Genomic DNA, 24,640 nt, shown 5'->3' on the forward strand with positions numbered 1-24,640 from the left:
GCTAGAGCAATGATGCCCGCAGCCGCCGGGTTTCATTGATCTCGCGGTGCGTCGGCAGTAAACCGCGCGAAATCATTCGGGGGCCAGGCTTGGGTGTGCCATACTCCTGCCATTGCTCGACAAGCCGGGCACCGTGCACAGCATCGACGGCCCACGTCTCCTGGTGCATCAGGTCGAAGCGTGAGAAGCCGTCGTGCGCCTCATGCGTTTCGACGCCCGCCTCCTCCAACACACGCACAACCCCCTCCAGCGCGTATGATCCAGCGGTAGCAGGGTGCCCGGAGATGACCGCCTGCGTGGCGCTTGAAAATGTGATCAGTGGTTGGAGGAGTGCGGAGATGATGCGGCCGCTGGCGTCGGCAAGCAATCCGTCGTTGGTGCCCAGCGTTGCCGATGCGTGCAACTGCCACCCGAGGTCCGGCCCGTGCCTGTTCGGCTGCGCGCGCTGATCCCGGATTGGCTCCGCGAACATGGTGATCTCCGTGGAGGGCGCAGACGCCGGGCGAAGCGTCAAGGACGCATGGCCTCCCGTGGCGTGGACGACCGCTTTGCGAGGGCCCGTAACCTGGCTGACCGTAACGCGGAGGCGTTCAAACTCCGAGTGCGAGATGCCGCAGCCGCGAAGCTTCGAGGTGAGCAGATCTGCATCTGCAACCATGCCTTGCGAAATGACAAAGCTGAATACATCCACTTTGGGCTCCAAGTCGAAATTATTAGGAAGTGTGTGCACTAAGGTAAAAGTCTATTGCAGGCTTTTGGCAGATAGATTTCAGCCGATGCATGCAACAACTTTGCTCTCTTTCATAACTTCCTCAACGAACTAAAGGGGATCTTCGCAGTGAGTATTCCAAGCGAATCTTCAACGAAGCAGCCCGCTAGCGGGCTTGATAAATTCTTCCATATCAGTGAGCGAGGCTCGAGCGTCGGCCGCGAAATCCGCGCCGGTATCGTGACCTTCTTTGCGATGGCGTACATCGTGCTCCTGAATCCTTTGATCCTGGGCACGAGCCCCGACCGCGAAGGTGTCGTGCTTGGTATCCCGCAGGTAGCTGCGGTGACGGCCCTTGCCGCCGGTGTGATGTGTATCTTGTTCGGCGTTATTGCTAAATATCCGTTTGGTATTGCTGCGGGCCTTGGCCTGAACACACTCGTTGCAGTGACACTCGTTGGGCAACAGGGCCTGACCTGGCCAGAGGCCATGGGCCTCATCGTGATTGACGGTATTATCATCTGCATTCTTGCGATTTCCGGGTTCCGTACCGCCGTCTTTGAGGCCATCCCGAACTCGATGAAGGTGGCAATGAGTGTCGGCATCGGCATGTTCATCGCGATGATCGGCTTGGTGGACGCCGGGTTCGTGCGCCGCATCCCTGACGAGGCACACACCACTGTCCCGGTGCAGCTGGGCTTCGGTGGTTCGATCGCCTCGTGGCCGACGGCTGTGTTTGTCATCGGCCTGCTCATCTGTGGCTTCATGGTGATCCGGAACATTCCGGGTGGGCTGTTCATCGGCATCGTCGCGACGACGATCATCTCGATGATTGTGGAGTCCTTCGTCGGTGCAGGCTCGTCCACTGAGAATGACCACGGCTGGTCGCTCGCGGTCCCTGCGCTTCCGGATTCTTTGGGTGGCATCCCGGATCTGTCCCTCGTGGGCAAAATCGACATGGTTGGTGCCTTCGTTGAGGTCGGTGTCGTCGCCGCCAGCCTCCTGGTCTTCACCCTCGTGTTGGCGAACTTCTTCGACGCAATGGGCACCATGACGGCGCTCGGCCGCCAGGCCGGCCTGACCGACGAGAACGACAACCTGCCAGGCATGAAGAAAGCCCTTGTTGTTGAAGGCTTCGGCGCAGTAGTCGGTGGCGCGTTTTCTGGTTCCTCGAACACGGTGTTCGTGGACTCGTCCGCCGGCATTGCTGACGGCGCCCGCACCGGCCTCGCAAACGTGGTCACCGGCATCCTGTTCCTGCTGGCGATGTTCCTCACCCCGCTGTACGAAATCGTCCCAATCGAGGCCGCCGCACCGGTCCTCGTCGTGGTTGGCGCGCTGATGATGATGCAGGTCAGCAACATCGACTGGACCCGTTTCGACGTTGCCTTCCCGGCCTTCTTGACCATTATCATGATGCCGCTGACCTACTCGATTGCCAACGGCATCGGCGTCGGCTTCATCGCGTTTACCGTGATGGCGCTCTTCGCTGGCAAGCGCAAGGACATCCACTGGATCATGTGGCTGATTTCTGCGCTGTTCCTGATCTATTTCGCACAAGGACCGTTGATGTCGCTAATCTCGTAAAGCGTGAGCATAGTTATCGACGACCCCTCCGACCCCCGGCTTGACGATATCCGCGACCTGAAGCACTCAGACCGCGAGAAAGGCCTGGTGTTTGCGGAGGGGCCTCTTGTTGCGGGACGCCTTGTGGAGTCCCGCTTTCCTGTCCGCGCGGTGTTCGGCTTCGGTGGCCGCCTCCAGTCTTTTTTGGAACAGTACGGCGAGCGCCTCGAAGCGGAGGGAATACCGGTCTACGAGATCAGCCGCGCAGTGATGGGGGAGGTCGCCGGCTATGACATGCACCGCGGGCTGTTAGTCTCCGCGGATAAACCCGAACCGCTGAGCGTCGAGGACGTCGTGGCAGATGCCCGCACCCTGGTGATTCTTGAGGGAGTGGGGGACCACGAGAACATCGGCTCCATCTTTCGCAACGCCGCCGGCATGGGCGTTGATGGCGTGCTGTTCGGCGCCGCCACCGCCGACCCGCTCTACCGGCGCAGCGTCCGCGTCTCAATGGGCCATGTGCTTCGCACCCCGTTTGCGCACTTCGGCGGAACCCCAACCACGTGGCAGCGCGAGCTCGCACAGCTGCAGGAACAGGGCTGGTGGCTGGTGTCGCTGACCCCTGCGGACGATGCCGTGTACCTCTCAGAGGCACTCAACGATCACGAGAGGGTGGCATTTCTCGTCGGCGGGGAAGGCCCTGGGCTCACGCAGCACGCAATGCGCGCGACCGATGTGCGCGCGAGAATCCCCATGGCGCCGGGGACGGATTCACTCAACGTGGCCACGGCTGCGGCGATTGCGTTCTACGAGCGCCAGCGCGACCTCATCAGCCGCGGTCTGCGTGGCGGATTTTCTCCGCAATCGTAGCCTTCAGGTCGCGGGCGCGGCGACGTAGCCCGCGGCCAACGCGCTTTGCTGCTGCGACGGAGGCGTCGGCAAGCTCGGAAAACTCGTCACGCTCTGCCTCTTCGTCGTGCTGCTCGTAATCGTCGTACGTGTTGGTCTGCTCGGCGAACTTTGCCGCCACCTCGTTGACAGTCTTGGTGCGTGGGGCAGGAGCCTCGACTTTCGGCTCCGGGCGGCCATCCACCGCGTAGCCGATGATGTGCACATCCGGCCCGTCCTCGCCGACCTCGATCCCCAACCACGCTCGCTCAGCCTCGCGCATCAGCGCTGGCGGCTCGAACGGTAGCGAAATGCCGCCGAGCTGGGGTGCGGTTTCCCCGGCCCAGTACGGGGCCTCGAACGGGTCCGGCAAGCCGACGTCCTCGAAGACGTGGTCGCGGGTGGCAGAGAACGCGCGGCGCAGCGTCTCACCCTGGTAGTGGGCGATCGCCGCGTAGTCCGAATCGGTGCCTTCCGCGTAGACGTAGGTGTCAGCGCTAGGCAGTGCGGTGCGCAGCGCCTTGGCGGTTTCGCTGATGCGCTCGGCGTCCGTGACAAAGAAACGGACAACCGCAACTCCCGGGTACCCCGCGATGTAATACTCGTCCACACCAGGAACCGAGGAACGATTCAGCGGGAACTGGCCAATCGGAGTAATAGGCCACGCCGGATTAACCTGTGCGAGCAGCTTTCGGCCGAACCCACGGTCCGCCTTCGGCTCGCCCTCGAGCACCTCCTCCGGGTGTGCGACGTTGACAAACCAGCAGGTAACCACGGCGTTATGAGACATAGCGGGGCCCTACTTTCGCGGCCGCTTCGTGTTTGTTCGGACCCCCAACAGGACATCTTCCCAGTGCGGAGTCACAGCTTTTCGACGCCTCTTCTGCGGCTGCGGCGCCTCATCCGGGTGCTGCAAGAAGTCACCGGTCGCGATTGCATCCTCGTCCGAAGCAGCGGGGGCATCGGTGGCGTCTTCGCCCTCATCGACGTCTTGATCGATAGCCGTGAGTGAACGAACTGGCTGCACAAAATCCGGGTCCGTGAGGTCTGCAGCGATGGAGTTTCGCGCCTCCGTCGTCGGTGCGGAACCCATCTGGCGGTGGAAGGACCACAAGGCCTCGTTTTCGCTTAAGCCTGCCTGCCACCGGACATGCACCACCCAATCATCGCCGGGCTCACGGGTTGCGTCCCAGGTGGCGTCGCTAAGCGAATGCCCGCGGGCAGCGAATGCGGTGGCGAGGATTTCGAACAGCGTCAGCTTCGCTGGGCCGTCCTCGCGCATCGGGTGCGACTGCTTTGCGGCCTCGGCAACCTGCGAGCGCTCCAGGAGCACCGGGTGGGCGTACGGGTCGATCCGGCTTTCAGCCACCCCCATCTCCTCAGCCAACTCGGATGGCTGGGTGCCGGAGCGGATGCGCGCCTGGATCTGGTTCGGGCGCATCGAAAGCGGGGTGGAGTACAGCGGGTCCGGTTCCGGCAGGCTGCGAGGCTTCTCCTCGGAGGCTGTCTCCGCTGCGTCCTCGGAGTGCTCGTCACCGAGTGCATTGTCAGCGTCAGCGGATGGTTCCTGCGCGTCCGGTGCAACCTCAAGCTCAGGCTTGGTGGATTCCTCCTCAGCCACGGCCTGCATCTCGGAACGCGCGAGCTGGTAACGGATGCCCTCGTCATCTCGGAGGACGAAGAACGTCTCCGTGGACTCCTCATCCATGAGGTACAACTCGCGCATGTGGCTCCTTTCCGCTGACAAATACCTCCACCAGCTTAGCCCATTTGTTCTGGACTACTTCTGGCCCACGCCCTGTTCGATCAGATAGTCAATAGACTTGGTCAGGTGCTTGACGTCCTCGGACTTGATTGCAGGGAACAGACCGATGCGCAACTGGTTGCGGCCAAGCTTGCGGTACGGCTCCGTATCCAGGTAACCATTCTGGCGAAGCGCCTTAGCCAGCTCAGCTGCGTCGATGCGCTCGTCGAAATCGATCGTGCCGACGACCTTGGATCGGGCAGCAGGGTCCTCGACGAACGGCGTTGCAAACTCGTGGTTGTCAGCCCACTTGTACAGCAAGGAGGACGAAGCCGTCGTGCGAGCAACCATCGCATCCAACCCGCCGAGCTCGTTCATCCAACGAACCTGCTCCGCCAGCATCAGCAGTGGGCTGATTGCTGGGGTGTTGTACGTCTGGTTCTTCCGCGAGTTATCGACGGCCGTCTGCAAGTTCAGGAACGCGGGGATGAAGCGGCCAGACGCCTGGATCTTTTCAATGCGCTCCAGGGCGGCTGGGCTCATCACGGCGAACCACATGCCGCCGTCAGAAGCGAAGCACTTCTGCGGCGAGAAGTAGTAGACGTCCGCCTCGTGCACATTGACGGGGAGGCCGCCGGCGCCGGAGGTGGCGTCGATAACTACGAGTGCATCGGTGTCCGGGCGGCGAACAGGGACCATCGCGCCGGTGGAAGTCTCGTTGTGTGCCCACGCAACGACGTCGGCGTCGGCGCCGTCGAGCTCGTGCGGCGAAGGTGCGGTGCCGGGTGCGGAGTCCACGATCTGCGGATCAGCCAGCCATGGTGCGGCGGCCGAGGCCTTCGCAAACTTCCCAGAAAACTCACCGAACGTCAGGTGTGCAGACTTCGTCTCGATGAGGCCGAAGGTAGCGGCGTCCCAAAAGGCGGTCGCGCCTCCGAGCGAAAACACGATTTCGTAGCCTTCCGGAAGGCTGAAGAAGTCGTGCAAACCTTGGCGGACCTCACCCACAAGATTCTTCACAGCTGGCTGGCGGTGAGAGGTACCAATGATGTCCGCGCCCTTCGCGATAGCCTCGAGCTGCTCCGGGCGAACCTTTGAAGGGCCGCAGCCAAAACGTCCATCGCTAGGAAGCAGAGCTGGGGGAAGAACCGGAAATGTTTGCATGACAGCCTTTCCTGTAACAGGGGGTAGAGAAACTTGACGACGCCACTCGCGTCTCACTGCATCTTATTACCCAACGACGCGCCCGGGGCGCCTTTCGCCAGCTCTTTTCCGGATACTTGAAAATCGAACAAATGGGGGTGTGGTGGTCAATAGATTTATTGAGTTGTGTCGGGCGAGTCACATTTTTTGCTAGCATTGCGGGAGTAAATTGCAACCTCCTTGCATCCCGCAAGGAATAGGGTTTCCGAAACTTCTGAGAAAGGTTTGCTATGGCTTCTGAAGGTCAAGACAAAGCTGTACTTCACTACCCAGGTGGCGAATTCGAAATGGACATCAAGTCCGCCACCGAGGGCAACGACGGAGTGGTGCTAGGCAACCTCCTCGGGGAGACTGGGCTTGTCACCTTCGATCCGGGCTACGTGTCCACTGGCTCGACCGAGTCGAAGATCACCTACATCGATGGCGCCAACGGCATTCTGCGTTACCGCGGCTACGACATCGCTGAACTGGCGCAGAACGCAACGTTCAACGAGGTGTCGTACCTCCTCATCAATGGCGAGCTTCCAACGACGGATGAGTACAAGAAGTTCAACTCCGAGATTCGTCACCACACGCTTCTCGACGAAGACTTCAAGGCCGCGTTCAACGTCTTCCCGCGCAACGCACACCCAATGGCGGTGCTGGCGTCGTCCGTGAACATTCTTTCTGCTTACTACCAGGACCAGCTGGATCCGCTCGACGAGGAGCAGCTGGACAAGGCAACCGTTCGCCTGATGGCGAAGGTGCCGATGCTGGCGGCGTACGCATACCGTGCATCCCGAGGTAAGCCGTACATGTACCCAGACAACTCGCTGAACGCACGCGAGAACTTCCTCCGCATGATGTTCGGCTACCCAACCGAGCCGTACGAGGTTGACCCGATCCTGGTGAAGGCTCTGGACAAGCTGCTGATTCTGCACGCAGACCACGAGCAGAACTGCTCCACCTCCACGGTCCGCATGATTGCTTCCGCGCAGGCGAACATGTTCGTCTCCATTGCAGGCGGCATCAACGCGCTGGCAGGCCCGTTGCACGGTGGTGCAAACCAGGCTGTGCTCGAGATGCTCGAGGACATTAAGGACAACCACGGCGGCGACGCCACCGACTTCATGAACCGCGTGAAGAACAAGGAAAAGGGCGTCCGCCTGATGGGCTTCGGCCACCGCGTGTACAAGAACTACGACCCACGCGCAGCGATCGTCAAGGAGACCGCACACGAGGTGCTGGAGCACCTCGGTGGCGACGAGCTCCTGGACCTGGCGATGAAGCTCGAGGAGATCGCGCTGAAGGACGACTACTTCATCTCGCGCAAGCTCTACCCGAACGTAGACTTCTACACCGGTCTGATCTACCGCGCGATGGGCTTCCCGACGGACTTCTTCACCGTGCTCTTCGCCATCGGCCGTCTCCCGGGCTGGATCGCACAGTACCGCGAGCAGCTGGCGATGAACTCCAAGATCAACCGTCCACGCCAGATCTACACCGGCTACACGAAGCGCGACTTTGTGCCGCGTGACCAGCGATAATCTCTAGCGTTCACCGCCGGGTACGTATCTTCCTTTATACTTTGGGGATATGTACCCGGCGGTTTCGCCATGAATGAACGACGCAAGGAGTATTCACGTATGGAAAAGCCCACGATTGAGGTACCTGAAGCACCTGCCCCAACGGACCTTGTCATCGAGGATCTCGTAGTCGGCGACGGAGCCGAAGCTGTAGCAGGCGGTTATGTGCAGGTGCACTACCTGGGTGTTGACTATGCAACCGGTGAAGAGTTCGACTCTTCGTGGGACCGCGGCGAGGCCGCGGAGTTCCCGTTGGCTGGCCTCATCGCGGGTTGGCAAGAGGGCATCCCGGGGATGAAGGTTGGCGGTCGCCGCAAGCTGACGATTCCGCCGGAGAAGGCGTACGGCCCTGCTGGTGGCGGCCACCCGCTCTCTGGCCTGACGCTGGTGTTCATTATCGACCTGCTTGACGCGCGCTAAGGATTCGATATGCGCATTCCAGTGACAACACTCAACGACGGTTATGATTTTCCGCTGCTAGGTCTGGGCACTTACAAGCTGCAGGGTGAAGACTGCGTCAACATCGTGCGGCGAGCTATTGAGTTGGGCTACCGCCACATCGACACTGCCTCCTTTTACGGCAATGAGGAGCAGGTTGGGCGCGCGGTCGCCGACGCGATTGCGGCCGGTGATGTGACTCGCGAAGAGCTATTCATCACCTCGAAGCTATGGAACGATGACCAGACTCGTGCAGCGGAAGCCTACGAGGAGTCGCTGCAGCGGATGGGGCTCGAGTTTATCGATCTCTTCCTCGTGCACTGGCCGTGGCCGCAGCACGGGACCTTCGTGCAAGCGTACGAATCTTTGGTGCAGCTGCAGGGCATGGGCCGGTTGCAGTCGGTAGGCGTGGCGAACTTCTATGAAGAGGTGCTCGATGAGATCATCGCGCACACCGGCGTCGCGCCAGTGCTCAACCAGGTGGAGCTGCACGCAGGGTTTACTCAGCAGGAGCTGCGCGCCTACCACCAGGAAAAGGGGATTGTCACCGAGGCGTGGGCGCCGCTCGCGCGAGGCGCGAACCTTGACGATCCGGTGTTTACTCGCCTCGCCGAGAAGCACGGCCGGACCCCGGCGCAGATTGCGCTCGCGTACGTGATGAGCCTGGGATGCTCGGTTGTGCCGAAGACGGCGAATCCAGTTCGCCTCGAGGAGAATCTCGGGGCGGTCGAGGTCGAGCTTTCGCAGGAAGATATCGCAGCGCTCGACGCGTTGAGCGGCGAGCGGATGTCGAATGACCCGCGCGAGTTCCCGGGAGACCCTAGCTAGCACAAACGCAAAGACCCCGGTGCGGCGAGCCTTTACGCTCTGTGCACCGGGGTTTTGCCATGTCCTGGTGACGCTACTTTGCGTGACGCTACTTCGGCAGCAGCGCGCGCCAATCAAAGCGTGATGAAAGCTGGGAGCTGCCCAGGTCGCCAAGGGTGAAGCCGGGGCCACGTCGCCCAGGGGTCCACTGGCCCCAATCGGCGCTGTAGACGTTGTTGATGTCCACCGTGACGCCGTCGATCACTCCGGTCCACTTTGCTTTCTGGTGGATGTTTGCGCGCGGGTGCAGTTTGCCGCCGGAGCCCCAGTCGTGCTGCCAGAAGAACGAGCCGATGCCGTCCTCGATGCACCACTGGATCACGTTGATGTTTCCGTATACACCGGTCTGGTAGCCGCCAAGCGTCAGCGCCGCGGAGAACGCCCGGAGGTAGGGGCGGATCTGGTTCAGGTACTGGGAACGCGAGGGGTTGTCGTCGATCGCGATGTAGATCGGGCGGCCGGTTGGGCCGCCGGCGGAGGCGTGGAGGCGCATCGCCTCCGGTGCGTGGCGGGCGGCAGCAGCGGCGCCGCCGAGCCAGTCGGCGGTCTCGGCACGGCCGAACTGGTAGACGGACGCCGTGGCGAGGTCGTTCGCGGCGAAGTCCTGTGTTTCGCCCAGCGTGACGGGCTTGCCCAGCATCCAGTTCGCGCCGGGGCGGCGCTCCGACACGTAGCGGACAGCGCCGAGGTGCCCGGCGGCCTTTACTGCGCGACCGGACGGAACCCCGCCCGCGTAGTCGATCACGGTGCCGAGGATGCGGCCCTGGGCGTGGGCTTGCGCGGTGGAGCCAAGGGTTGCGCCCGCGAGAGCGAGTGCGGTGGTTTGAAGGAAGCGGCGTCGATTAAAAGTAGTCACACCCGTAACTCTAGCAACATTACTGTTGGGGTTGGGGAGCGCGGATTGTCCACGCGGCAATCGCCGTGGTGATCGGCACTGCCAGGACCAACGCGATCGCGCCGATACTCGAACGCATGATCTCGGTGGCCACCACGTCGGAGGTGAGCACCTGGGTCAGCGGCCGGTCGGCGACCTGGAGCAGCATCGACAGGGGGAGGGCAGCGCCCATATACGCCAGGACCAGGGTGTAGACCATCGACGCAATGTGGTCGTGGCCGACCTTCATCGCGGAGGTGAACACGGTGCGGGGCCGGGCGTCGGGCGAAGTCTCATACAGCTCCTGCACCGTTGAAGCCTGCGCAATGGTGACGTCGGTGAGCACGCCGAGGGCACCGATGATGAATCCGGCGAGCATGATGCCTGGCACTTGCACCTGGGGGAGGTACATGTGGATGAGGAGGTTGTTTTCGTCGGCAAGGCCGCGCAGCTGCGTCGTATCGATGGCGAGGTGCGCGGCGAGTGCCGCGAGCCCCAGCGCGGTCAGGGTGCCAGCCAGGGCTGACGCGGACTTCCAATTCCTGCCGTGCACAACAAAGATGACAGGGAAGAGCACCGCGGCACCCGTCACCAAGGAAAGCCCCACGGGGTTATATCCGAGCAGCAGCCCGGGAACGAGGAAGCCGAAGATGACCAGCAAGGTGCACAGCAGGCCGAAGATCGCGCGCACCCCACGCCATGCCCCAACCACGACGACGACCAGCAGCGTGAGTGCGAGCCACAGCCCAAGCGGTATCGAGCGATCCATGTCAAGGAAGGAGTACGAAGTCTCGGGGCTGTGGTGCACCGAGAGCACCACGCGGTCGCCGACCGAAAGCTCCGGGGTGCCCGGCTGCTGCGCTGTCTCGATCGTGGTGGTGCCTCCGGACTTGAGCTCGACGCGCAGGAAGTCGCACTCAGGGTGGTTCGGCGTTGCGACGCCACCACAGGAAGCCACCGAGTGTTCAATGACGGTTGCCTTGACGGTTTCCGCCGTTGACGTCTGGGTCTGCTCAAACCCGGGCAGGACCTCTGGCTGCTTGCCGCCCGGCCACAGTAGGGCGAGGCCCACTACCGTGGCGATGCCGGCAATCGCGAGGAACGCTACTAGCGCGCCGCGTGCCGTGCGCAGCGGAGATGGCGAGGACTGAGTTGCGTGGCGTGCCAACGGGGCTCCCTTGTGAGATCAATACTGGGACAATCAGACTGATTGTAGAGCTACTGTGCAACTAACGTGCGGTACGCAGCCTCGAAGCGGTCGCGGAGCTCCCTGAAGTACTCGGCGTGTGCATCCACGTTGCGGTGCCCTTGGCCGAACGGCGGGGTCGCTCTCTTTACTTCAGGGGCGATGTCGTCCAGCGCGATGAGCACGGTGCCGCGCAAAGTGGCGCGCTTCATCTCCAGGGGGACGACGTCGCAACCAAGCGCATCGGCGAGCACCGACAGCCATGCCGGGTGGTCGGCCGTGACGCGCCCGGAGGCGACCACGCGCTCGGGGAGTGCGCCTGCCTCCTTGAGCTGCTCGTAGACGCGAAGATACGACATCGCGATGCCTTCAAACACGCCCCGCCACAAATCGGCCGGTGTAGTTGCCGCGGTGACGCCCAAGAGCTGCGCTTGCGCGCTCGCGGCCCAGCCGGTGGAGCGCTCGCCGGTAAAGAACGGCAGCACTAGCGGGGCGCGCCCTGGCCCGGAGGAAAGCACCGCGGCGATCTCATCCGGGGCCACCGGCTGGATGGTTTCCTCGAGCCAGGTGACGGCACGCCCGACGTCGTTGAGCGCGCCGCCCAAGATGGCCTTGTCTCGTGCGATGCGGTAGCACCACAGTCCCTCTGGGATGCGAGCTGGCACCTCCGGGAGTATGACGCGCATCGCGCCGGAGGTCGCCGCGGCTACCGCGATGGTGTCGGGGCCGGTCGCGCCGGGGCCGACATTGGACGGCCAGCCGTCTGGGATGCAGTGGAACCACGCAACCCCATTGAGCGCGGGCCACGCGGTGTCATCCGGGTAGTCGGGTTCGTCGGGGAAGCGCAGCGGCTGGATCATGTCGTGCGGGATGTCGATGGCGTCGAGAATCTCGGTGTCGAGCTCCCCGGTGTGCGCATTGGCGACGCCCGACCACGCCGCGGTAGAGACGGCCAGGCCATGGATGCCCGCGAGCTTGTGGTACACGTACTCGCCGATCGTCATGACCGTGGCTGCGCGCGAAAACTCTGGCAGCTGTTCTTTGGCCCAGGCGAGGCGCGCCGGGTGGTAACTCGTGTGGAGGCGCACGCCGGTGCGCTGGTGGTACTCGGCCTCGTCGATTGTGTTGCGGAGCCGTTCGACGTAGTCGCGGGATTGTGAGTCCGCGTAGGTGTACAGCGGGGTCAGGGCGTCGCCGTGGGCGTCGACAAGGAGGAGGCTCGAGGCGAACGAGTCCATGCAGATGGCCTCAATGCGCAGGTCATGCGCTGCGGCGAACGCGACGGTGTCGTCGATAACCTTGCGGACCTCGGCGACGACCTGGTCGGCGTCGATGGTGCTCGCGCCGTCAGCGGTGGTAGTAAACGCGTGCGCAACGCGCTGCTTCGCGCCCTTGACGGGGCGGCCGGTGGCGTCGTAAAGGCCGCCGCGGCTCGCCGTCGAGCCGACGTCGATGCCGAGGACGTACGGCCCGCGAGAGTCCCGTACAGGGACCGACATGGTTGGGATCTTGGTAGCGCTCATACCCCGATGGTACGGCAGAGACTAGGCGCCCTGCTTGATCGCGGAGCCCTCAATTTCAATGGCGACCTTCTCACTCACGAGCATGCCGCCCGAGTTGAGCGGAGCCTGGAAATCGATACCGAAATCGGTGCGGTTAATTGACGTGCTGGCCTCGAACCCGATGCGCGTGTTGCCGAACGGGTCCTCCTCGACGCCGAAGGTCTCAACCTCGAACGTGACTGGCTTCGTGGTGCCCTTGATGGTCAGATCACCCGTGACCGTGCCGTTGCCGGCCTCGTCTACGTTGAACGCCGTCGAGGTAAACGTCATCTCCGGGTGCTTCTCCACATCGAAGAAGTCCTCGCCGCGCACGTGTGCGTCGCGGTCCTCGTTTCGGGTATCGACGCTCGCGGTCCGGACCGTGCCCTGTGCCGTGCTTGCTGCCAGATCGTCGGTGAGCGTGATGGTGGTGTCGTGGTCGGTAAACTCGCCGCGGACCTTCGTCACCATCGCGTGGCGGACGGTGAAGCCGATGGAGGAGTGTGCCGGGTCGAGCTTGTATGTACCGGTGAGCTGAGACATGATTCCTACTTTCGTTGACGTGTCATCAAAAATGATTGCAGGTGCGAGTGTAGGTGATTATTGGTGACGTATCAACAATGTAGGGTTGTTGCTGTTCAGCCGGTGCCGGAAGGGCATACCCCGAGCGCCGCCAGGATCTCATTCGTCCGCAACGCCAGCGCCGCATGCGATACACCAGACACCTCGATCACGTCTCCCCACCGTGACGACCACGCTGGAACAATGCGGTCAGCATCCGAAACGATGGAGACGATTTCGGTACCGGAAGGGGCCACTGGCTCCTCCCGGAAATGCTCCAATTCGACGAACGCGTCGCCAACCACTGCCCGAACAAGTCCAGGCGGAAACAGACGCGCAATGCCGTGCGTGCCACGCCACGAGGCTCCGAGGCCCACGATCGTGCCGCAGCGCGCGGCGATTGCGCTCAGCTGAACAGCCCTCAGCCCGATCAGCGCGCCATACGAGTGCCCCACAACATCGACCTGCTGCGCAGCCAGGCTGTCGAGGAACGCCGCAATCTCTTGGGACGAGGCGTCGATACCTGCCGTTGCCCGATGGCCGTAGCCAGGCGCAATCAACCCAATCCCATGTTTTTCCAGTTCGTGTGCAAGGCGGCGGAAGACAAAAGGGGAGGAGCCAGTGCCATGGAGGGCCACAACGATGCGGCCTGTTGTCTGGGAGTTCGCTGTTGAAGGCGATGGAAGTATCCGTGGCACGTAGGAAAGCAACGCCATAGCGTCTTAAACTACTCGCCGTGGATGCAATCCGTTCGTTATCCGTGGTCAGCACAGGCGCGACCTGGGCGATCTACCTCTCCTTAGCTGCTTCCGTGGTTGTCGCGTTGTGGTACGGCCGTCAGCACCGGCGCATTGCACTCGCAATCGCGGCAGCGCTGCTCGTAGCGGCGTACCTGTTGCTCGCGGTGTGGCCGAAGCCGTTCCCGGATGCAATTCCGTGGCACATCTACGCCAGCTGTGCAGCTGCCGTGTTCGTGGTGGCGACCATCTTCTTGGCGCCGCGGTGGCGGTGGCGCCTCGCCCCGCTCGCAGTGATTCCTTTGATGCTGGCGTACCTCGCGGTCAACCTTGTTTATGAGCAGTACCCGACCCTCGGGTCCTTCCGCCCGGTCCCGGTCACCGTGTCCATGAATTTGGATCAGTTCCGCGAAACGACGACCGCCCCGACCCTCGACGGCAGGGAAGTGGGCGCCCTAGTGACCCTGCCTGCCCCACCGCTGCGCGATGCAATTGTGTACGTTCCGCCCGCCTACTGGCATGGCGAGCACCTACCGGTCCTCGTGCTGCTCGCGGGAAGCCCCGGCAGCCCAATCCGGTGGTTTGACGAAGGCGGGGCGCAACAGACGCTCGACGACTACCAAGTTGCACACGACGGCGTAGCCCCCATTGTCGTCAGCGCGGACGGCACAGGAACAACCACGGGGAATCCCGGGTGCGTGGACGGCCCGGATCTGCAAATCCAAACCTACCTGGCCCAGCAAATTCCACAGCTGGTCAAGGACAATTTCCGTGTGAAAGAAGACCAACGCACGTGGGCAATCGGTGGGTTAAGCTACGGCGGCACGTGCGCACTCCAAGTGATTACCAACGATCCCACGGCCTATGGGACGTTCCTCGACTATTCGGGTGAGGCGGAACCGAACCTAGGCGGGCACCAACGGACCGTCGACGTGCTGTTCGGCGGCGACGAGGCCGCGTTCCAATCCGTGAACCCGGAAACGCTCCTTCAGGAAGCAATCGGGACGGCGACCTACAAGGGAATCGCTGGCAGGTTCGCCGCCGGCAAGCGTGACCAAGAGGCTATGGCAGCGCTTCCGCACCAAAACGAGCTCGCGCAGAAAGCCGGGATGAGCACCACATTCCGCTCGCTGCCAGGTGGACACAGCTTCGAAGTGTGGCGAGTGGCGCTACGCCAAGACATTGACTTCGTTGCTCAACGCGGAGGAATTCAATGAAACACTTGATCAGCACCTGTTTGAGGAAAGTTCCAGTCACGCTCGGCCTCTTGAGTATCGCTTGGGCTGCGTATTTAGCCTGCGTATTGTCGGGTGCGGCCCCGCGGGAGGCTTTCGGATTGCGCCTTCCCGTTGATCCCGACCTTTGGCACTGGGCCACCGCAGGGCTGACCGCAGGTAACCTCGTCGGGCTCATCCTGGCCACTGTCGCAGCGCTGCTATTCGCAGTTCCAGCCGAGGTGCGACTTGGCTCTGCTCGCTTCGCGGTTGCGGCGACGGCTTCCGAGTTTGTAGCGCTTCCTTTCGGCTTCATTATCGGTAGTGCCATCGAGCGAGCAGGCTTTAACCTGTGGGGCCCAGACCTTGCCAACGAGACCTTTGTGTCTCCGGTCGCGTGGATCTTCGGGCCCGCCGCATTCGCCACTGCCTTCATGGGCGTGCTGTGGCGACGCCGCCTCCGCCTCGTGATGCTTGCGATGATGACGACCCTTGTACTCTACGACGGCTCACTCTCAGGCGTCGTTGCACTTGTCGCCATTGTCGCAGGGACCGTCGCTGGCGTCCTTGTCACGGACACAGGTACGCCACGCAGAATGTCGCTGCGGGAAGCACGGGTCCTGGTGGCTGCCCTGTTTCTCAGTGTTGCAATCGGACCAGTTATCACGGCGATCAACCCCGCTGCACAGGGGCCTTTCGCAGGAGTGAGCAAGCTGATGTGGGAGCCGACAGTCGCAGGGCATTTAGTAGCCCAGCGGTGCGCTGACGCTACATCCGTCGCCTGCGCGGAAGCGATGGCGGTAAACAGTCAACATGGCCTCGGTCCCTTGCTGATGAATGCCTTGCCTATCGTTTTGTCAGCCATCCTTGCGCTGGGGCTCGTGCATGGCAGGAAACTGGCATGGTGGGCAGCCGTCCTCGTCAGCGTTGGATCCATTGCGGTGATCTGCTGGCAAACAATCGGTGGGGGAGCAGACGGCTCTACCGCTGTGAACACAATACTGGTAGTTCTCCCGTGGCTGGTCACCATTGCAGTCCTCATTGCCACTCGCCGCCGGTTCACGGTTCCGTCCAACTGGTACCGTGGCGCGGCGATCATAGGAGGGACGTGGTTAGCAACCGCAGCACTGTGGACCTGCGGAGCCTGGGTTGTGCGAGACGGCTTCCTCGGAGGAGCGTCGATAAGCGCGCTGCTTGCTGAGCTGCCGAACAGGTACCTCCCACCCGTGGTAGCTGTGCTGGCTCCAACGCATGCGTTCCCCATCAGCTCCGTGGCGTGGATCTTCTACGAATGGGTGGGAATCATATTCTGGATTACCGCGCTGATTGCACTGTTTGAGGTGCTGTCCGCGCCGCCGTCCGAAGCACACGCGCAGGACCGCCAGCGAGCCCGGGAGATTCTGGTCCATGGGTCCGGTGACCACCTCGCGTGGATGGGGCTGTGGGAAAGAAACCGCTACTTTTTCTGCGGGACGGACTCCGGCGACGGAGAAGGCGTCGTCGCGTACCGCGTCTCCTACAACGTCGCTGTCACGGTCGGAAGTCCCGTGCACCGAGGCACGATGACAGAAGAAGCCGTTGCCAGTGCGTTTGAAGAGTTCGCCGCAAGTCAAGGCTGGAGAGTCGCGTGGTATTCAGTGCCCGGCACCTTTGCTCGCCCCGACTTCCGACGCATCCACGTCGCCGAAGAATCCATGTTGTTGACGGATAACACCGAGTTCAAAGGCAAGAAATTTCAAAACATCCGAACCGCGCGCAACCGCGCAGCAAAAGAGGGAGTGCGCGCCGTGTGGACTAGCTGGGCCGAAAGCCCAGTGGAAATGCGTGAGCGCATCGTCGCGCTCTCAGAACAATGGGTCGCGGATAAAGCGCTTCCAGAAATGGGCTTCACCCTGGGAGGGCTCGACGAGCTCCGCGACCCGGACACCAAACTCCTCCTCGCAGTGGGCGACGACGGCAGCCTGCACGCAGTAACAAGCTGGCTGCCCGTCTACGAGGGCGGCGCCCTCGTCGGCTACACCCTTGACTTCATGCGCCGCGACGCGAACGGGTTCCGGCCAGCCATCGAATTCCTTCTCGCGGAAAGCACCCGCATCGCTGCCGAGCAAGGACTTGGATGGGTCTCCCTCTCCGGAGCGCCGCTGGCTCGAACGGATGCGCCGGAATCACTCGTAGAAATCATCCTGGATAAGGCCGGTGCGACGATCGAGCCACTCTACGGCTTCCGCTCACTCGCTGCCTCGAAGCACAAATTCCACCCGACGCACCAAGGCTGGTACCTGCTGTACGAAGACGAAATGTCACTCGCCAATATCTCGCTGGCAGTCATTCACTGTTACCTGCCGGACATGAAGAAGTCGGACATGATGACCGTGGTCAAGGAGTTCCTGGGCAGGCCAAATCTTCCGCAAAGGGGATAGATAAGTTAGTGCATTCGCGTTTTTCGCAGAAAGGCGAAAACCCCCGCAGCCTATTTGCGCAGGCCGCGGGGGTGTTTTGGGGGTTGTCGAATATTTCTTTGTCCACCTGTTTTCTCGCCTCGTATCCATCCGCCCTCTCACCTCTTTTCAGTTTTCCTCTCACGCTTGTGTCGCAAAAGATAAGCCTCGCTGTGAGCCAAGGCTCGTTTGTTTAGTGGATTACGACTAGTCCGCCTCGACCTGCTACAGGTGCTCTGTGGAGGAGGCTTCGGTACTTCTCTACTGAGGTTGTGTCAGGTCGGTAGTGTTCGTAGTTTTTGAGTGTTTTGATTCCTGCAGCTGCACAGATTGCTGCGTCGGGTACGTGGTTGTTGAGGTGTTCGACAATCCATGTGGTTCGCATCCGTCGCATGTTTGGTTGTGGGATGCCGGTGACGGTTCCGATGACGCTGAGTCGTTCGGAGATGATTTGGTTTCGTCGTGCTGACTGTGGGCAGAGGATGTAGTCACTGTCAGGGTGCTGCTCTAGTTTGTAGGTTCTGAAAGCTTCGTCCCATTCGTTGAGGACGGGAACTGTTCTGTCGGGGAGGTGAAGCATCACTCCTAGGTTGTCGATTTTGATGTCTGCGCCTGTAAGGTGTCCTGTTTCTTTTGCGGTGAGTCCTGCGCCGAGTCCGCATGCGACGATGAGTTGTTTTGTGTGACCGCGTTTGTCAGTGGTGTTGGCCCATTGCCAGATGTTGTGGATTTCTTTGGTTGTGTAGGGCGGGTTGGGGTCGTTTCTTTCGTAGCGGTGATACATCCGAGGCCCGTCAAAATCAGGGTTGAGGTGTTGGGCGATGATTTTGAGGAGTCGTCGTGTTCTGCTTTTGGATGAGGTCGCGGCGTTGGTGTGGCTGTGGACTGATTGTTCGATGATTTCGTCGTCGAATATGTACTGGTAATTGAGGTCGCAGCCTGTGTTGTGGCAGTAGGCGATGTGTTTTGTGACTGCTGCTCTGAGCGCTTTGTAGTGGGATACGGTGGTTGGTGGGTGTGCGGTGCAGTAGGTGGCGATGATGTCACAGACTATGGGGGCGATTTTTGTCCAGGTGGTGCGGGGTATGGAGGTTGGGGGTTGTGTGTATACGTCGTTTGGATTCATGGGGTTGACGCTAAAAGGTACGGCACATTGAAACTGGCCAAAGGACATCGCCCAAGAAAACAAAGAGGTTAAGTGCATGTTTGTTAGCCGATGATCCGGCTATTGCTCAGGTTGGAACAATTTACCGTTCTGATTGGCAATTGCGGCTAAACGGTTATAGATCGCTTTGAGTCGCTTCCTTGACGGATATGCCTGCCCAAAATCAATATAGGCGTGGCTATCAGGTGTGTCTTCGAGCATAGAGTCATCCCAAACCGACAGAGCGGATTGCTCGCCATCGTGCAACTCGCCCTCCTCGGTGGGTAGAGGAATGTCCTCAATTTCACGCACAGTCATCCTCGCAACTACAGGAGGTGGGTTGAATGGCTTTCCTTCGCTTTGCTTCCTCGCTCGGAGGATCGCGGATTTTTGCTCTAGCGCCTCGTTTGGCGTGATTTTTCTTTCCTGGTTGACCGACAGTTTATCTTTGTCGTTCTTGGTGAGTCTGAATGCTTGCGCCGTCACCATCCCGTTGTCGAAGAACTGGGCGTTGACGACCCGTAGCATTATCTGCTCAGGCTCAGTTATCCGCTGTGGTTAAGTCACTCGACAATCCTCTCTACCCATTCTGTGACGAGGTTGGAGGGGTGTTTGCCGAGTGTTTCTACATCTTGGTCGATGGCATTCATTGAGATTGTGTTGGATTTGTGGAAATAGAATCCGCCTTCAGGTTCCACTTCAACAGAGAAGTGCTGGTCACCGTTTATCCAAGAAAAGACGATTGCACCGTCGACCGATGGAGCCACTGTTTTCGGTAACTTGCCCGCGTTTACAGCAGCTTTAACGACTGCATGGGCATTCTCCAGTTGACCTTGGTTGAAGTCGTCACCTTCTTCGCCGTCAAGCCATCCTGGTTGTAGCTCCCCGATCTCTTTGAGTCGGTCTTGCAGGCGGTTGTATTCAGCAGTCAGTTGATCTGTATGAATGCTGTCAACTGAGATGAAGACGTGTGACTTTGATTTACTGGTGAATTCAACTTGTCCTTCAACTTCGACCCAAGCCCATGTCTGTTCGTTTTGGCCATCAATGTCGAGTTGGAAGCCAAGGTCGTATGAAGCGGTTGCTGAAACGCGGGATGCCGCATCTACGAAGTTGAAAGTGCCGTTCGATACGTTTGTGCTTCGTACAAGTCCGCTGTATGTGACTTGTTTGAACTGTGGTTTACCCAGCTGGTCAAGTATGTATTTACGGGCGGAGGTCGTGTAGGTCGGTTTGGTACTCCAGTCGGTGACCCTGCCATGTCCGACTTGAAGTTTTTCGTCGTCGCGAAGAGTGGACCCTAGGTTTCGGATTGCGGGCAAGGGTAAATCGTAAACGCTGTCGGGTAGTGGTCCGTGCTCTGACGCGAGGCGTAGGATTTCTTCTAGCTCTTCTACGGCCTGGCGAAAATCGTCCGTGAATCCATCAGGAGTGACATCAAATAGAGTTGGGTCTTCTGGGACATTTAGCTTTCTCTGAAGGAGGGGAGTGGCTGAGCCTTTGTCGATGGTGTTAATTCGAAGTTCGTAGGCCTTCCTAAAGTTGTTTGGCAGTTTGGAGCTTTCGGGGTGCTTTGCTCGCCAGCGAAGTTCAATGAGTTGGTAGAGGAGTTCGTCTAACGCTGCTACTTCTTTCGCGTTTGCGGCGGGCATTCCGAAATCTTCAAAGCGGTCGCCGTCTAGGTGCAGAGAGGCGACTGTTTCGATGTTCGGATCAGAGTGGGTCACAAAGATTCAGTATATGGGGTCGAACGTTTGGAGATGGCTGAACTCATCAACGTTTTCGTGTGTCTCACAGTATTGGCGTGTTTGATTGCTTCATAGGAGCTATCCGTTACCTGTTGTCCTGGTCTGTGAAACGACCTAGCATTGACAGCGTCTTACGCCGTGGGTTTGGGAGTGATGTATGTCTGGTTCACCTGCACGGGGTCGTCCCCCGAAGAAGGATTACGCCGCGTTATATGAGGGCTGGCCTGATGTGAAGCTAGCGGCGGTGAGCGATGTGAATGACAAGAAGCTTCTGAGGCTTGTCCGTAATTTCCAAACGGCATTTAATGAGGCGTTGAGCGAGGGGGAAGTCACTTCGCTTCGTGACCTTGCCAGGAAGGTTGGGACTTCGCATGCGGTGCTGCATCAGTTGTTGAATGGGGCTGGGTGGCCTTCGGCGGAGACGGTGGCTCGTCTTGAGACTGTATTGGGGTGTCAATTGTGGCCTGGGCGGGCTGGTAAGTAGATGGGGGCGGCGCGCTAGTTCTGCACCCTGTGTGGGGTGCCAGGGAAGTGCAGCGAAAATCACAGCCGGGTACCCGGCTAACCGGGCTATCCTTCAAACTGTGCGCGCAGTCGTAAGTGCGGCTGCATAAAGCGCCTGACCTTTGGAGGAAAACTGGCTTCGATTCAGGAATACACGCCGAAAAATATCCCCGAGCACCTATGGGGTAGTGTTCGCCCATGGGTCGTTGAGCATGCCGAGAAATACGCTAAGCTCCACCCCAATGTTGAGTTCCGTCGCTATATGGGCCCGCTTGCGGGACTTGCGGCGTATTGTGCTGGCACTGGTTACGACCTTGAGACATCGGTGCTGTTAGATGATGAAATCATTGAGCAGTATGTGCACTCGCTTGATGTGTCGCGAGCGTCAAAGTCTGACAAGCGTAAGACGCTGAAGCGTCTTGGGGAAGCGCTCAATGACACGTGGGAGGGTCCGAGGAAATACATTCCGTATCCCGCCTCAGACCCCACAGGCCCATATAACGACAGGGAGCAGAGTCTTATTTACTCGTGGGCTTCAACCGTGTCACCTGGCATTGTCACATTGGAGCGGAAGAAGATTTATGCCCTTGGGTTGGGTGCTGGGTTGTCGGCGTCGGAGATGACACAGTTGCGGTGGAATCAGGTGCGTTTCGACGAGCAGGGCGCGGTTATTCGTTTGCCTGATCGGGTTGTGCCGATGCTTGCTGATTTCGTGGATGATTTCCAAGTACTGCAACCTGACGGTGACCTTTCGCAGTTTGTGCTGCGCCCCAATGTTGCTAATCGCCACCCGGATGCTGTTGTTACGAAAACACTCACGCAGTCAGTGCCAGGCTTGTTGCGACCTACGGTTCGGAGGATGCGTGCGACGTGGATTGTCACGTTGTTGCACAGGCGGGTGCCTGATTGGTTGATTTGTGCTTCAGCAGGGATTAAGCAGTTGCGGAAATATGAGGCGTTTCGTCCGGTGATTGACCCTGGCGAGGTGATGCAGCATAGGCATTTGTTTGGTCAATGTGTGCCGTCGCTTCGTGTTGTCGGTTAGGCGTTCTTTAGGGAGGAGATCAGTTAATGAATCAGGAACAGGGATTTTTGCAGGCAAGGTTGCGCGGTAATCGTGTGGCGATTGTGAAGCGGGGGTCTGATGTGTTGACGCTGTGGCCGGTGTTTGAGGGTGAAGGCTCGATGTGGCGTGTTGAGGACATTTCCGATGAACAGATTGTTGCCTCACGCGGCGGGGAAACATGAGTTTTTCAGCTGCTTGAACCCGGCCACAGAGTTGAGCTACGCACAGCCGCGAGAACAGTAGTGCGCGTGTTACGTGAAACGAAATAGAAGGAGGGGTGTGTATGGACAACATTGCAATGCTGATGAACTATCTCAAGCACGACGACACAGCCGCAATCCTATTAACCGGCAAGCAGGAGGACGGGAAAAGTGTTCGTGTGGTGATTCGTCCCAGGCATAGGTTTATGGGTGGGTTCGTTGAAGGTGATGCTGCTCGTTGGGTTCGTATGGTGGCTACCGCAGCATTTCGTGACGGGGTCAACAGGTTCGGGCTGGTGCAGCGTGGCACAGGCAAAGCATGCTCCTGGGCTACGCCTGCCACTGATGTTCTTGTTGTGACGGGGAAAGATGCTACGAGGACGATTCACGCAGCGATTGAAACATGGATGAGGGCGGGCCAGGTGCGTGATGTTATGGCACGTTTTGGGTTGGATGAGGTGGCGGCGTTTCGTCTGTCGCGGAATGCTGATGCGGTTGTGGTTGCGGAGTTTGCGGGTGGTGTTCGGTTTGTGATTGACCCGCAGTATGACTGTGCGTATCCGCTTCCTGATTCGCTGAATAGTGGGGCGGTGGACGAGGTGGCACTGGACGAGTCCACGCAGCCGTGTCGTATTGCTGTGACGGAGAAAACAGGTGCCCTGCGGCACTACTATTTGACTGATGCGCATGTGCGGGTGGCAGGGTTGCATAGTGTGCTCGCTACGGGCGGCGCAGCAGGGCCTGGAGCATAAGGCAGCCCCTCAATAGGCCTCGTTGAACACTAGTAGTTCGTCGGGGCTTTACTGTTTTATGCCTCCGGTCTTCCGCCTTAGGATTAGGCACATGATTACTCCTGTGCCTACACCCCTCCCGGTGGAAGTAACGAACTGGCCTGCTTCTTCTCCTCAGTGGCCGACACTGGTTCTTTCCGGGGCGTCATTTGCGGTTGCTTTAGCGGCGTTGGTGGTTGCTATCGCAACGCTGCGGTTTACGAAACAAGCGTGGGAGAAAGAAGGGGCGGTGCTCGACATCAACTTCATTTTCTTCTACGGCAGGCCTGATATCGAATCTCTGCGAGACCACGCTGAGTTCCGATTCTCAATTAAAAACGTGGGTCGGACGATGACTGAGATCCGAATGATTACCATCGCGACGATTAACTCGGATGGCTCGCAGGGCTCCATTCTCAGTTTTAAAGGTGACTACCTCTTAGGGGAGCAGAATCAGTTGGCTGGTGGGCAAATCGTTGAGCGATCACTGGACCCGAAGAAACTCCCGAGCACTGTGCCGAAAGTATTCGCAGATCGTACTGTTGACATGGTTATCGAGGTGCGTCACACATTCGGAGTAGAGCGTCAAAGTATCCCGGAATATGGCGTGAAAGGGCTGCAGCTGTTCATGAGCCGCAACAGTGAGTAATTCGATGCGCCACCCAATTCGGAAACTTAGGTATGTGGATTCGGAAAGAGGCTCGGAGGAAGAAATAATGGGGTCTGCGGCGGGGATGCAGGAAGATGTTTGAAAGCCCTTTCCGGCGGGAATCTGCCTGTTCGCCTATCGGTTCGAAATAAAGGCTGATTCAGCGGACGATTCGGAGGGAAAAATCAGGCATCTCATCGCGAACCTGCGAATCGACCTATAGTCCTGACCTGCAATCCTGACCCGAAAACACACATACCCCACCTCCGAGCGGCGGTGACTCGTCGTAGACCCTAAAAATCACTAAATGGGACACCGGAGGACACAAACCCCCATAACTCACCCCTTCCCTTAAGCGTTCGGGGAAGAGGTATTTATCCCCTCTAGAAGGCGCATAGGAGAGGCGCAACGGGAGTAAGACAAAATCCCGCCCGTCACCGGACCCACACCCGCGTGAAGCACTGCTATCCCGCCCGTGTCACATGCTCACGAGCAAGGAACCCCACCACAATTTCCCCAAACCGATTCAAATCCTCAGGCATATCGCCACGCGTGTGAAACGTCGCTGTTAACGGCTGCGTGTCACCACGAAAACACACATCGAACACAACCGCGTCACAAAACTTCTCCCCACCAATTTCAACATCAACCCGGCAACAAATACTTTCGGCGCGCTCCGCCAATACGCGAGTCTCCGGCAACGGAAACGACCCACACGTAAACAGATTGTTACTAATCGTTTTCACTGTGTCAGCAACATCAAGACCAAACGTTTTCTGCAGGACATGATCATGTTCATGCGTTGTCACGCTGCGCGTGTTGTAGATATCAGTTTCATCGTTCAGCCACCACGTCGCATCGACTGTCAAGCCAACAATGCGCGCTTCACGTGAAGGGATCTGCAGCGGCAGCGGAGTATCAAAAACAGGCAAAAGAAAAACCTCCCACATTTCAATGAGAGGTTCATTCTAGCCGCGTACCCGGCTATAAATAAATGGTCTTTACAAGGACCGTTCCGGCGTATAATT

25 protein-coding genes are annotated in these 24,640 nt (G+C 59.6%); 12 read left to right on the forward strand and 13 right to left on the reverse strand.

Features of this window, described 5'->3' with window-relative positions:
• Nucleotide 1: 1 nt before the first annotated feature.
• Entirely contained in the window at nt 2-703 is a 702-nt protein-coding gene (locus R0V12_RS09550) for a hypothetical protein (RefSeq protein ID WP_320072537.1), read from the reverse strand.
• A gap of 135 nt (nt 704-838) precedes the next feature.
• On the opposite strand from R0V12_RS09550, the gene R0V12_RS09555 reads away from it, so the two are divergent.
• Nucleotides 839-2,296 (forward strand): NCS2 family permease, encoded by a 1,458-nt coding sequence (locus R0V12_RS09555; protein ID WP_320072538.1) that lies wholly within the window; start codon nt 839-841, stop codon nt 2,294-2,296.
• A 9-nt stretch (nt 2,297-2,305) separates the two neighbouring features.
• The gene (locus R0V12_RS09560; RefSeq protein ID WP_413774879.1) at nt 2,306-3,145 is read left to right on the forward strand and encodes a TrmH family RNA methyltransferase; all 840 of its coding nucleotides are present in this window, start codon (nt 2,306-2,308) and stop codon (nt 3,143-3,145) included.
• On the opposite strand, the gene R0V12_RS09565 is transcribed toward R0V12_RS09560, so the two are convergent.
• From R0V12_RS09565 to serC, 3 genes are read right to left on the reverse strand one after another with little or no spacing between them, the layout of a single operon-like run.
• Nucleotides 3,105-3,953: a DUF6928 family protein gene (locus R0V12_RS09565; RefSeq protein ID WP_256000350.1), complete on the reverse strand. Its 849-nt coding sequence runs from the start codon at nt 3,951-3,953 to the stop codon at nt 3,105-3,107. The two genes, R0V12_RS09560 and R0V12_RS09565, sit on opposite strands and share 41 nt — an antisense overlap.
• Nucleotides 3,954-3,962: 9 nt before the next feature.
• Nucleotides 3,963-4,889, reverse strand: a complete 927-nt coding sequence (gene sepH / locus R0V12_RS09570) for a septation protein SepH (protein ID WP_284805052.1) — start codon at nt 4,887-4,889, stop codon at nt 3,963-3,965.
• A 54-nt stretch (nt 4,890-4,943) separates the two neighbouring features.
• Nucleotides 4,944-6,071, reverse strand: coding sequence for a phosphoserine transaminase (gene serC, locus R0V12_RS09575; RefSeq protein WP_070362856.1), 1,128 nt, complete (start codon nt 6,069-6,071; stop codon nt 4,944-4,946).
• A 269-nt stretch (nt 6,072-6,340) separates the two neighbouring features.
• Here serC and R0V12_RS09580 point away from each other — a divergent pair, with 269 nt between their 5' ends.
• From R0V12_RS09580 to R0V12_RS09590, 3 genes are all read left to right on the forward strand, one after another.
• Entirely contained in the window at nt 6,341-7,636 is a 1,296-nt protein-coding gene (locus tag R0V12_RS09580) for a citrate synthase (RefSeq protein ID WP_070362855.1), read from the forward strand.
• 99 nt (nt 7,637-7,735) lie between these two features.
• On the forward strand, nt 7,736-8,095 hold the full coding sequence (locus tag R0V12_RS09585) for an FKBP-type peptidyl-prolyl cis-trans isomerase (RefSeq protein WP_070362854.1): 360 nt from the start codon (nt 7,736-7,738) through the stop codon (nt 8,093-8,095).
• Nucleotides 8,096-8,104: 9 nt separating this feature from the next.
• Nucleotides 8,105-8,941: an aldo/keto reductase gene (locus R0V12_RS09590; RefSeq protein WP_070362853.1), complete on the forward strand. Its 837-nt coding sequence runs from the start codon at nt 8,105-8,107 to the stop codon at nt 8,939-8,941.
• 88 nt (nt 8,942-9,029) lie between these two features.
• On the opposite strand, the gene R0V12_RS09595 is transcribed toward R0V12_RS09590, so the two are convergent.
• The 5 genes from R0V12_RS09595 to R0V12_RS09615 all read right to left on the reverse strand — a co-directional run bounded on the left by R0V12_RS09595 (nt 9,030) and on the right by R0V12_RS09615 (nt 13,858).
• On the reverse strand, nt 9,030-9,836 hold the full coding sequence (locus R0V12_RS09595) for a DUF1906 domain-containing protein (RefSeq protein ID WP_256000351.1): 807 nt from the start codon (nt 9,834-9,836) through the stop codon (nt 9,030-9,032).
• A 19-nt stretch (nt 9,837-9,855) separates the two neighbouring features.
• Nucleotides 9,856-11,022 carry a YibE/F family protein gene (locus R0V12_RS09600; protein ID WP_320072540.1) on the reverse strand — a complete coding sequence of 389 codons (1,167 nt, stop codon included), beginning with the start codon at nt 11,020-11,022 and terminating at the stop codon, nt 9,856-9,858.
• A gap of 50 nt (nt 11,023-11,072) precedes the next feature.
• Entirely contained in the window at nt 11,073-12,563 is a 1,491-nt protein-coding gene (locus tag R0V12_RS09605) for a gluconokinase (protein WP_320072541.1), read from the reverse strand.
• Between the two features lie 21 nt (nt 12,564-12,584).
• Entirely contained in the window at nt 12,585-13,124 is a 540-nt protein-coding gene (locus R0V12_RS09610) for a YceI family protein (protein WP_256006338.1), read from the reverse strand.
• A 95-nt stretch (nt 13,125-13,219) separates the two neighbouring features.
• Nucleotides 13,220-13,858, reverse strand: coding sequence for an esterase/lipase family protein (locus R0V12_RS09615; protein WP_256006340.1), 639 nt, complete (start codon nt 13,856-13,858; stop codon nt 13,220-13,222).
• Between the two features lie 20 nt (nt 13,859-13,878).
• Between R0V12_RS09615 and R0V12_RS09620 the strand changes: the two genes are divergently transcribed.
• Nucleotides 13,879-15,096 carry an alpha/beta hydrolase gene (locus tag R0V12_RS09620; RefSeq protein ID WP_320072542.1) on the forward strand — a complete coding sequence of 406 codons (1,218 nt, stop codon included), beginning with the start codon at nt 13,879-13,881 and terminating at the stop codon, nt 15,094-15,096.
• A 50-nt stretch (nt 15,097-15,146) separates the two neighbouring features.
• Nucleotides 15,147-17,513 (forward strand): bifunctional lysylphosphatidylglycerol flippase/synthetase MprF, encoded by a 2,367-nt coding sequence (locus tag R0V12_RS09625; RefSeq protein ID WP_320072543.1) that lies wholly within the window; start codon nt 15,147-15,149, stop codon nt 17,511-17,513.
• Between the two features lie 211 nt (nt 17,514-17,724).
• Here R0V12_RS09625 and R0V12_RS09630 read toward each other — a convergent pair whose 3' ends face one another.
• The 3 genes from R0V12_RS09630 to R0V12_RS09640 form a co-directional block, all read right to left on the reverse strand.
• On the reverse strand, nt 17,725-18,657 hold the full coding sequence (locus tag R0V12_RS09630; RefSeq protein WP_320072544.1) for a recombinase XerC: 933 nt from the start codon (nt 18,655-18,657) through the stop codon (nt 17,725-17,727).
• A 99-nt stretch (nt 18,658-18,756) separates the two neighbouring features.
• Complete coding sequence (locus tag R0V12_RS09635; RefSeq protein WP_320072545.1) at nt 18,757-19,203, reverse strand: hypothetical protein; 447 nt, start codon at nt 19,201-19,203, stop codon at nt 18,757-18,759.
• A gap of 35 nt (nt 19,204-19,238) precedes the next feature.
• The gene (locus tag R0V12_RS09640; protein ID WP_320072546.1) at nt 19,239-20,402 is read right to left on the reverse strand and encodes a hypothetical protein; all 1,164 of its coding nucleotides are present in this window, start codon (nt 20,400-20,402) and stop codon (nt 19,239-19,241) included.
• 178 nt (nt 20,403-20,580) lie between these two features.
• On the opposite strand from R0V12_RS09640, the gene R0V12_RS09645 reads away from it, so the two are divergent.
• The 5 genes from R0V12_RS09645 (at nt 20,581) to R0V12_RS09665 (ending at nt 23,612) form a co-directional block, all read left to right on the forward strand.
• A complete protein-coding gene (locus R0V12_RS09645; RefSeq protein WP_320072547.1) occupies nt 20,581-20,907 on the forward strand; it encodes a helix-turn-helix domain-containing protein in 327 nt (108 codons plus the stop codon).
• Between the two features lie 582 nt (nt 20,908-21,489).
• Entirely contained in the window at nt 21,490-21,972 is a 483-nt protein-coding gene (locus tag R0V12_RS09650; RefSeq protein WP_320072548.1) for a site-specific integrase, read from the forward strand.
• 26 nt (nt 21,973-21,998) lie between these two features.
• Nucleotides 21,999-22,175: a hypothetical protein gene (locus tag R0V12_RS09655; protein WP_320072549.1), complete on the forward strand. Its 177-nt coding sequence runs from the start codon at nt 21,999-22,001 to the stop codon at nt 22,173-22,175.
• Between the two features lie 101 nt (nt 22,176-22,276).
• Complete coding sequence (locus tag R0V12_RS09660; protein WP_320072550.1) at nt 22,277-22,945, forward strand: hypothetical protein; 669 nt, start codon at nt 22,277-22,279, stop codon at nt 22,943-22,945.
• A 91-nt stretch (nt 22,946-23,036) separates the two neighbouring features.
• The gene (locus tag R0V12_RS09665; protein WP_320072551.1) at nt 23,037-23,612 is read left to right on the forward strand and encodes a hypothetical protein; all 576 of its coding nucleotides are present in this window, start codon (nt 23,037-23,039) and stop codon (nt 23,610-23,612) included.
• A gap of 464 nt (nt 23,613-24,076) precedes the next feature.
• Here the strand turns inward: R0V12_RS09665 and R0V12_RS09670 are convergent, their stop codons facing one another.
• On the reverse strand, nt 24,077-24,544 hold the full coding sequence (locus R0V12_RS09670) for a hypothetical protein (protein ID WP_320072552.1): 468 nt from the start codon (nt 24,542-24,544) through the stop codon (nt 24,077-24,079).
• Between the last annotated feature and the right edge of the window lie 96 nt (nt 24,545-24,640).

Origin of the sequence: Corynebacterium sp. UMB2355A, assembly GCF_033877495.1 — a bacterium.
Taxonomy (GTDB): domain Bacteria; phylum Actinomycetota; class Actinomycetes; order Mycobacteriales; family Mycobacteriaceae; genus Corynebacterium; species Corynebacterium pseudogenitalium.

Bases quoted from the DNA above. Each gene is read 5' to 3' on its own strand.
- R0V12_RS09565 (WP_256000350.1), bottom strand. From the start codon at position 3,953: ATGTCTCATAACGCCGTGGTTACCTGCTGGTTTGTCAACGTCGCACAC.
- sepH (WP_284805052.1), bottom strand. From the start codon at position 4,889: ATGCGCGAGTTGTACCTCATGGATGAGGAGTCCACGGAGACGTTCTTC.
- serC (WP_070362856.1), bottom strand. From the start codon at position 6,071: ATGCAAACATTTCCGGTTCTTCCCCCAGCTCTGCTTCCTAGCGATGGA.
- R0V12_RS09580 (WP_070362855.1), top strand. From the start codon at position 6,341: ATGGCTTCTGAAGGTCAAGACAAAGCTGTACTTCACTACCCAGGTGGC.
- R0V12_RS09585 (WP_070362854.1), top strand. From the start codon at position 7,736: ATGGAAAAGCCCACGATTGAGGTACCTGAAGCACCTGCCCCAACGGAC.
- R0V12_RS09590 (WP_070362853.1), top strand. From the start codon at position 8,105: ATGCGCATTCCAGTGACAACACTCAACGACGGTTATGATTTTCCGCTG.
- R0V12_RS09605 (WP_320072541.1), bottom strand. From the start codon at position 12,563: ATGAGCGCTACCAAGATCCCAACCATGTCGGTCCCTGTACGGGACTCT.
- R0V12_RS09610 (WP_256006338.1), bottom strand. From the start codon at position 13,124: ATGTCTCAGCTCACCGGTACATACAAGCTCGACCCGGCACACTCCTCC.
- R0V12_RS09615 (WP_256006340.1), bottom strand. From the start codon at position 13,858: ATGGCGTTGCTTTCCTACGTGCCACGGATACTTCCATCGCCTTCAACA.
- R0V12_RS09630 (WP_320072544.1), bottom strand. From the start codon at position 18,657: ATGAATCCAAACGACGTATACACACAACCCCCAACCTCCATACCCCGC.
- R0V12_RS09635 (WP_320072545.1), bottom strand. From the start codon at position 19,203: ATGCTACGGGTCGTCAACGCCCAGTTCTTCGACAACGGGATGGTGACG.
- R0V12_RS09645 (WP_320072547.1), top strand. From the start codon at position 20,581: ATGTCTGGTTCACCTGCACGGGGTCGTCCCCCGAAGAAGGATTACGCC.
- R0V12_RS09655 (WP_320072549.1), top strand. From the start codon at position 21,999: ATGAATCAGGAACAGGGATTTTTGCAGGCAAGGTTGCGCGGTAATCGT.
- R0V12_RS09660 (WP_320072550.1), top strand. From the start codon at position 22,277: ATGGACAACATTGCAATGCTGATGAACTATCTCAAGCACGACGACACA.
- R0V12_RS09665 (WP_320072551.1), top strand. From the start codon at position 23,037: ATGATTACTCCTGTGCCTACACCCCTCCCGGTGGAAGTAACGAACTGG.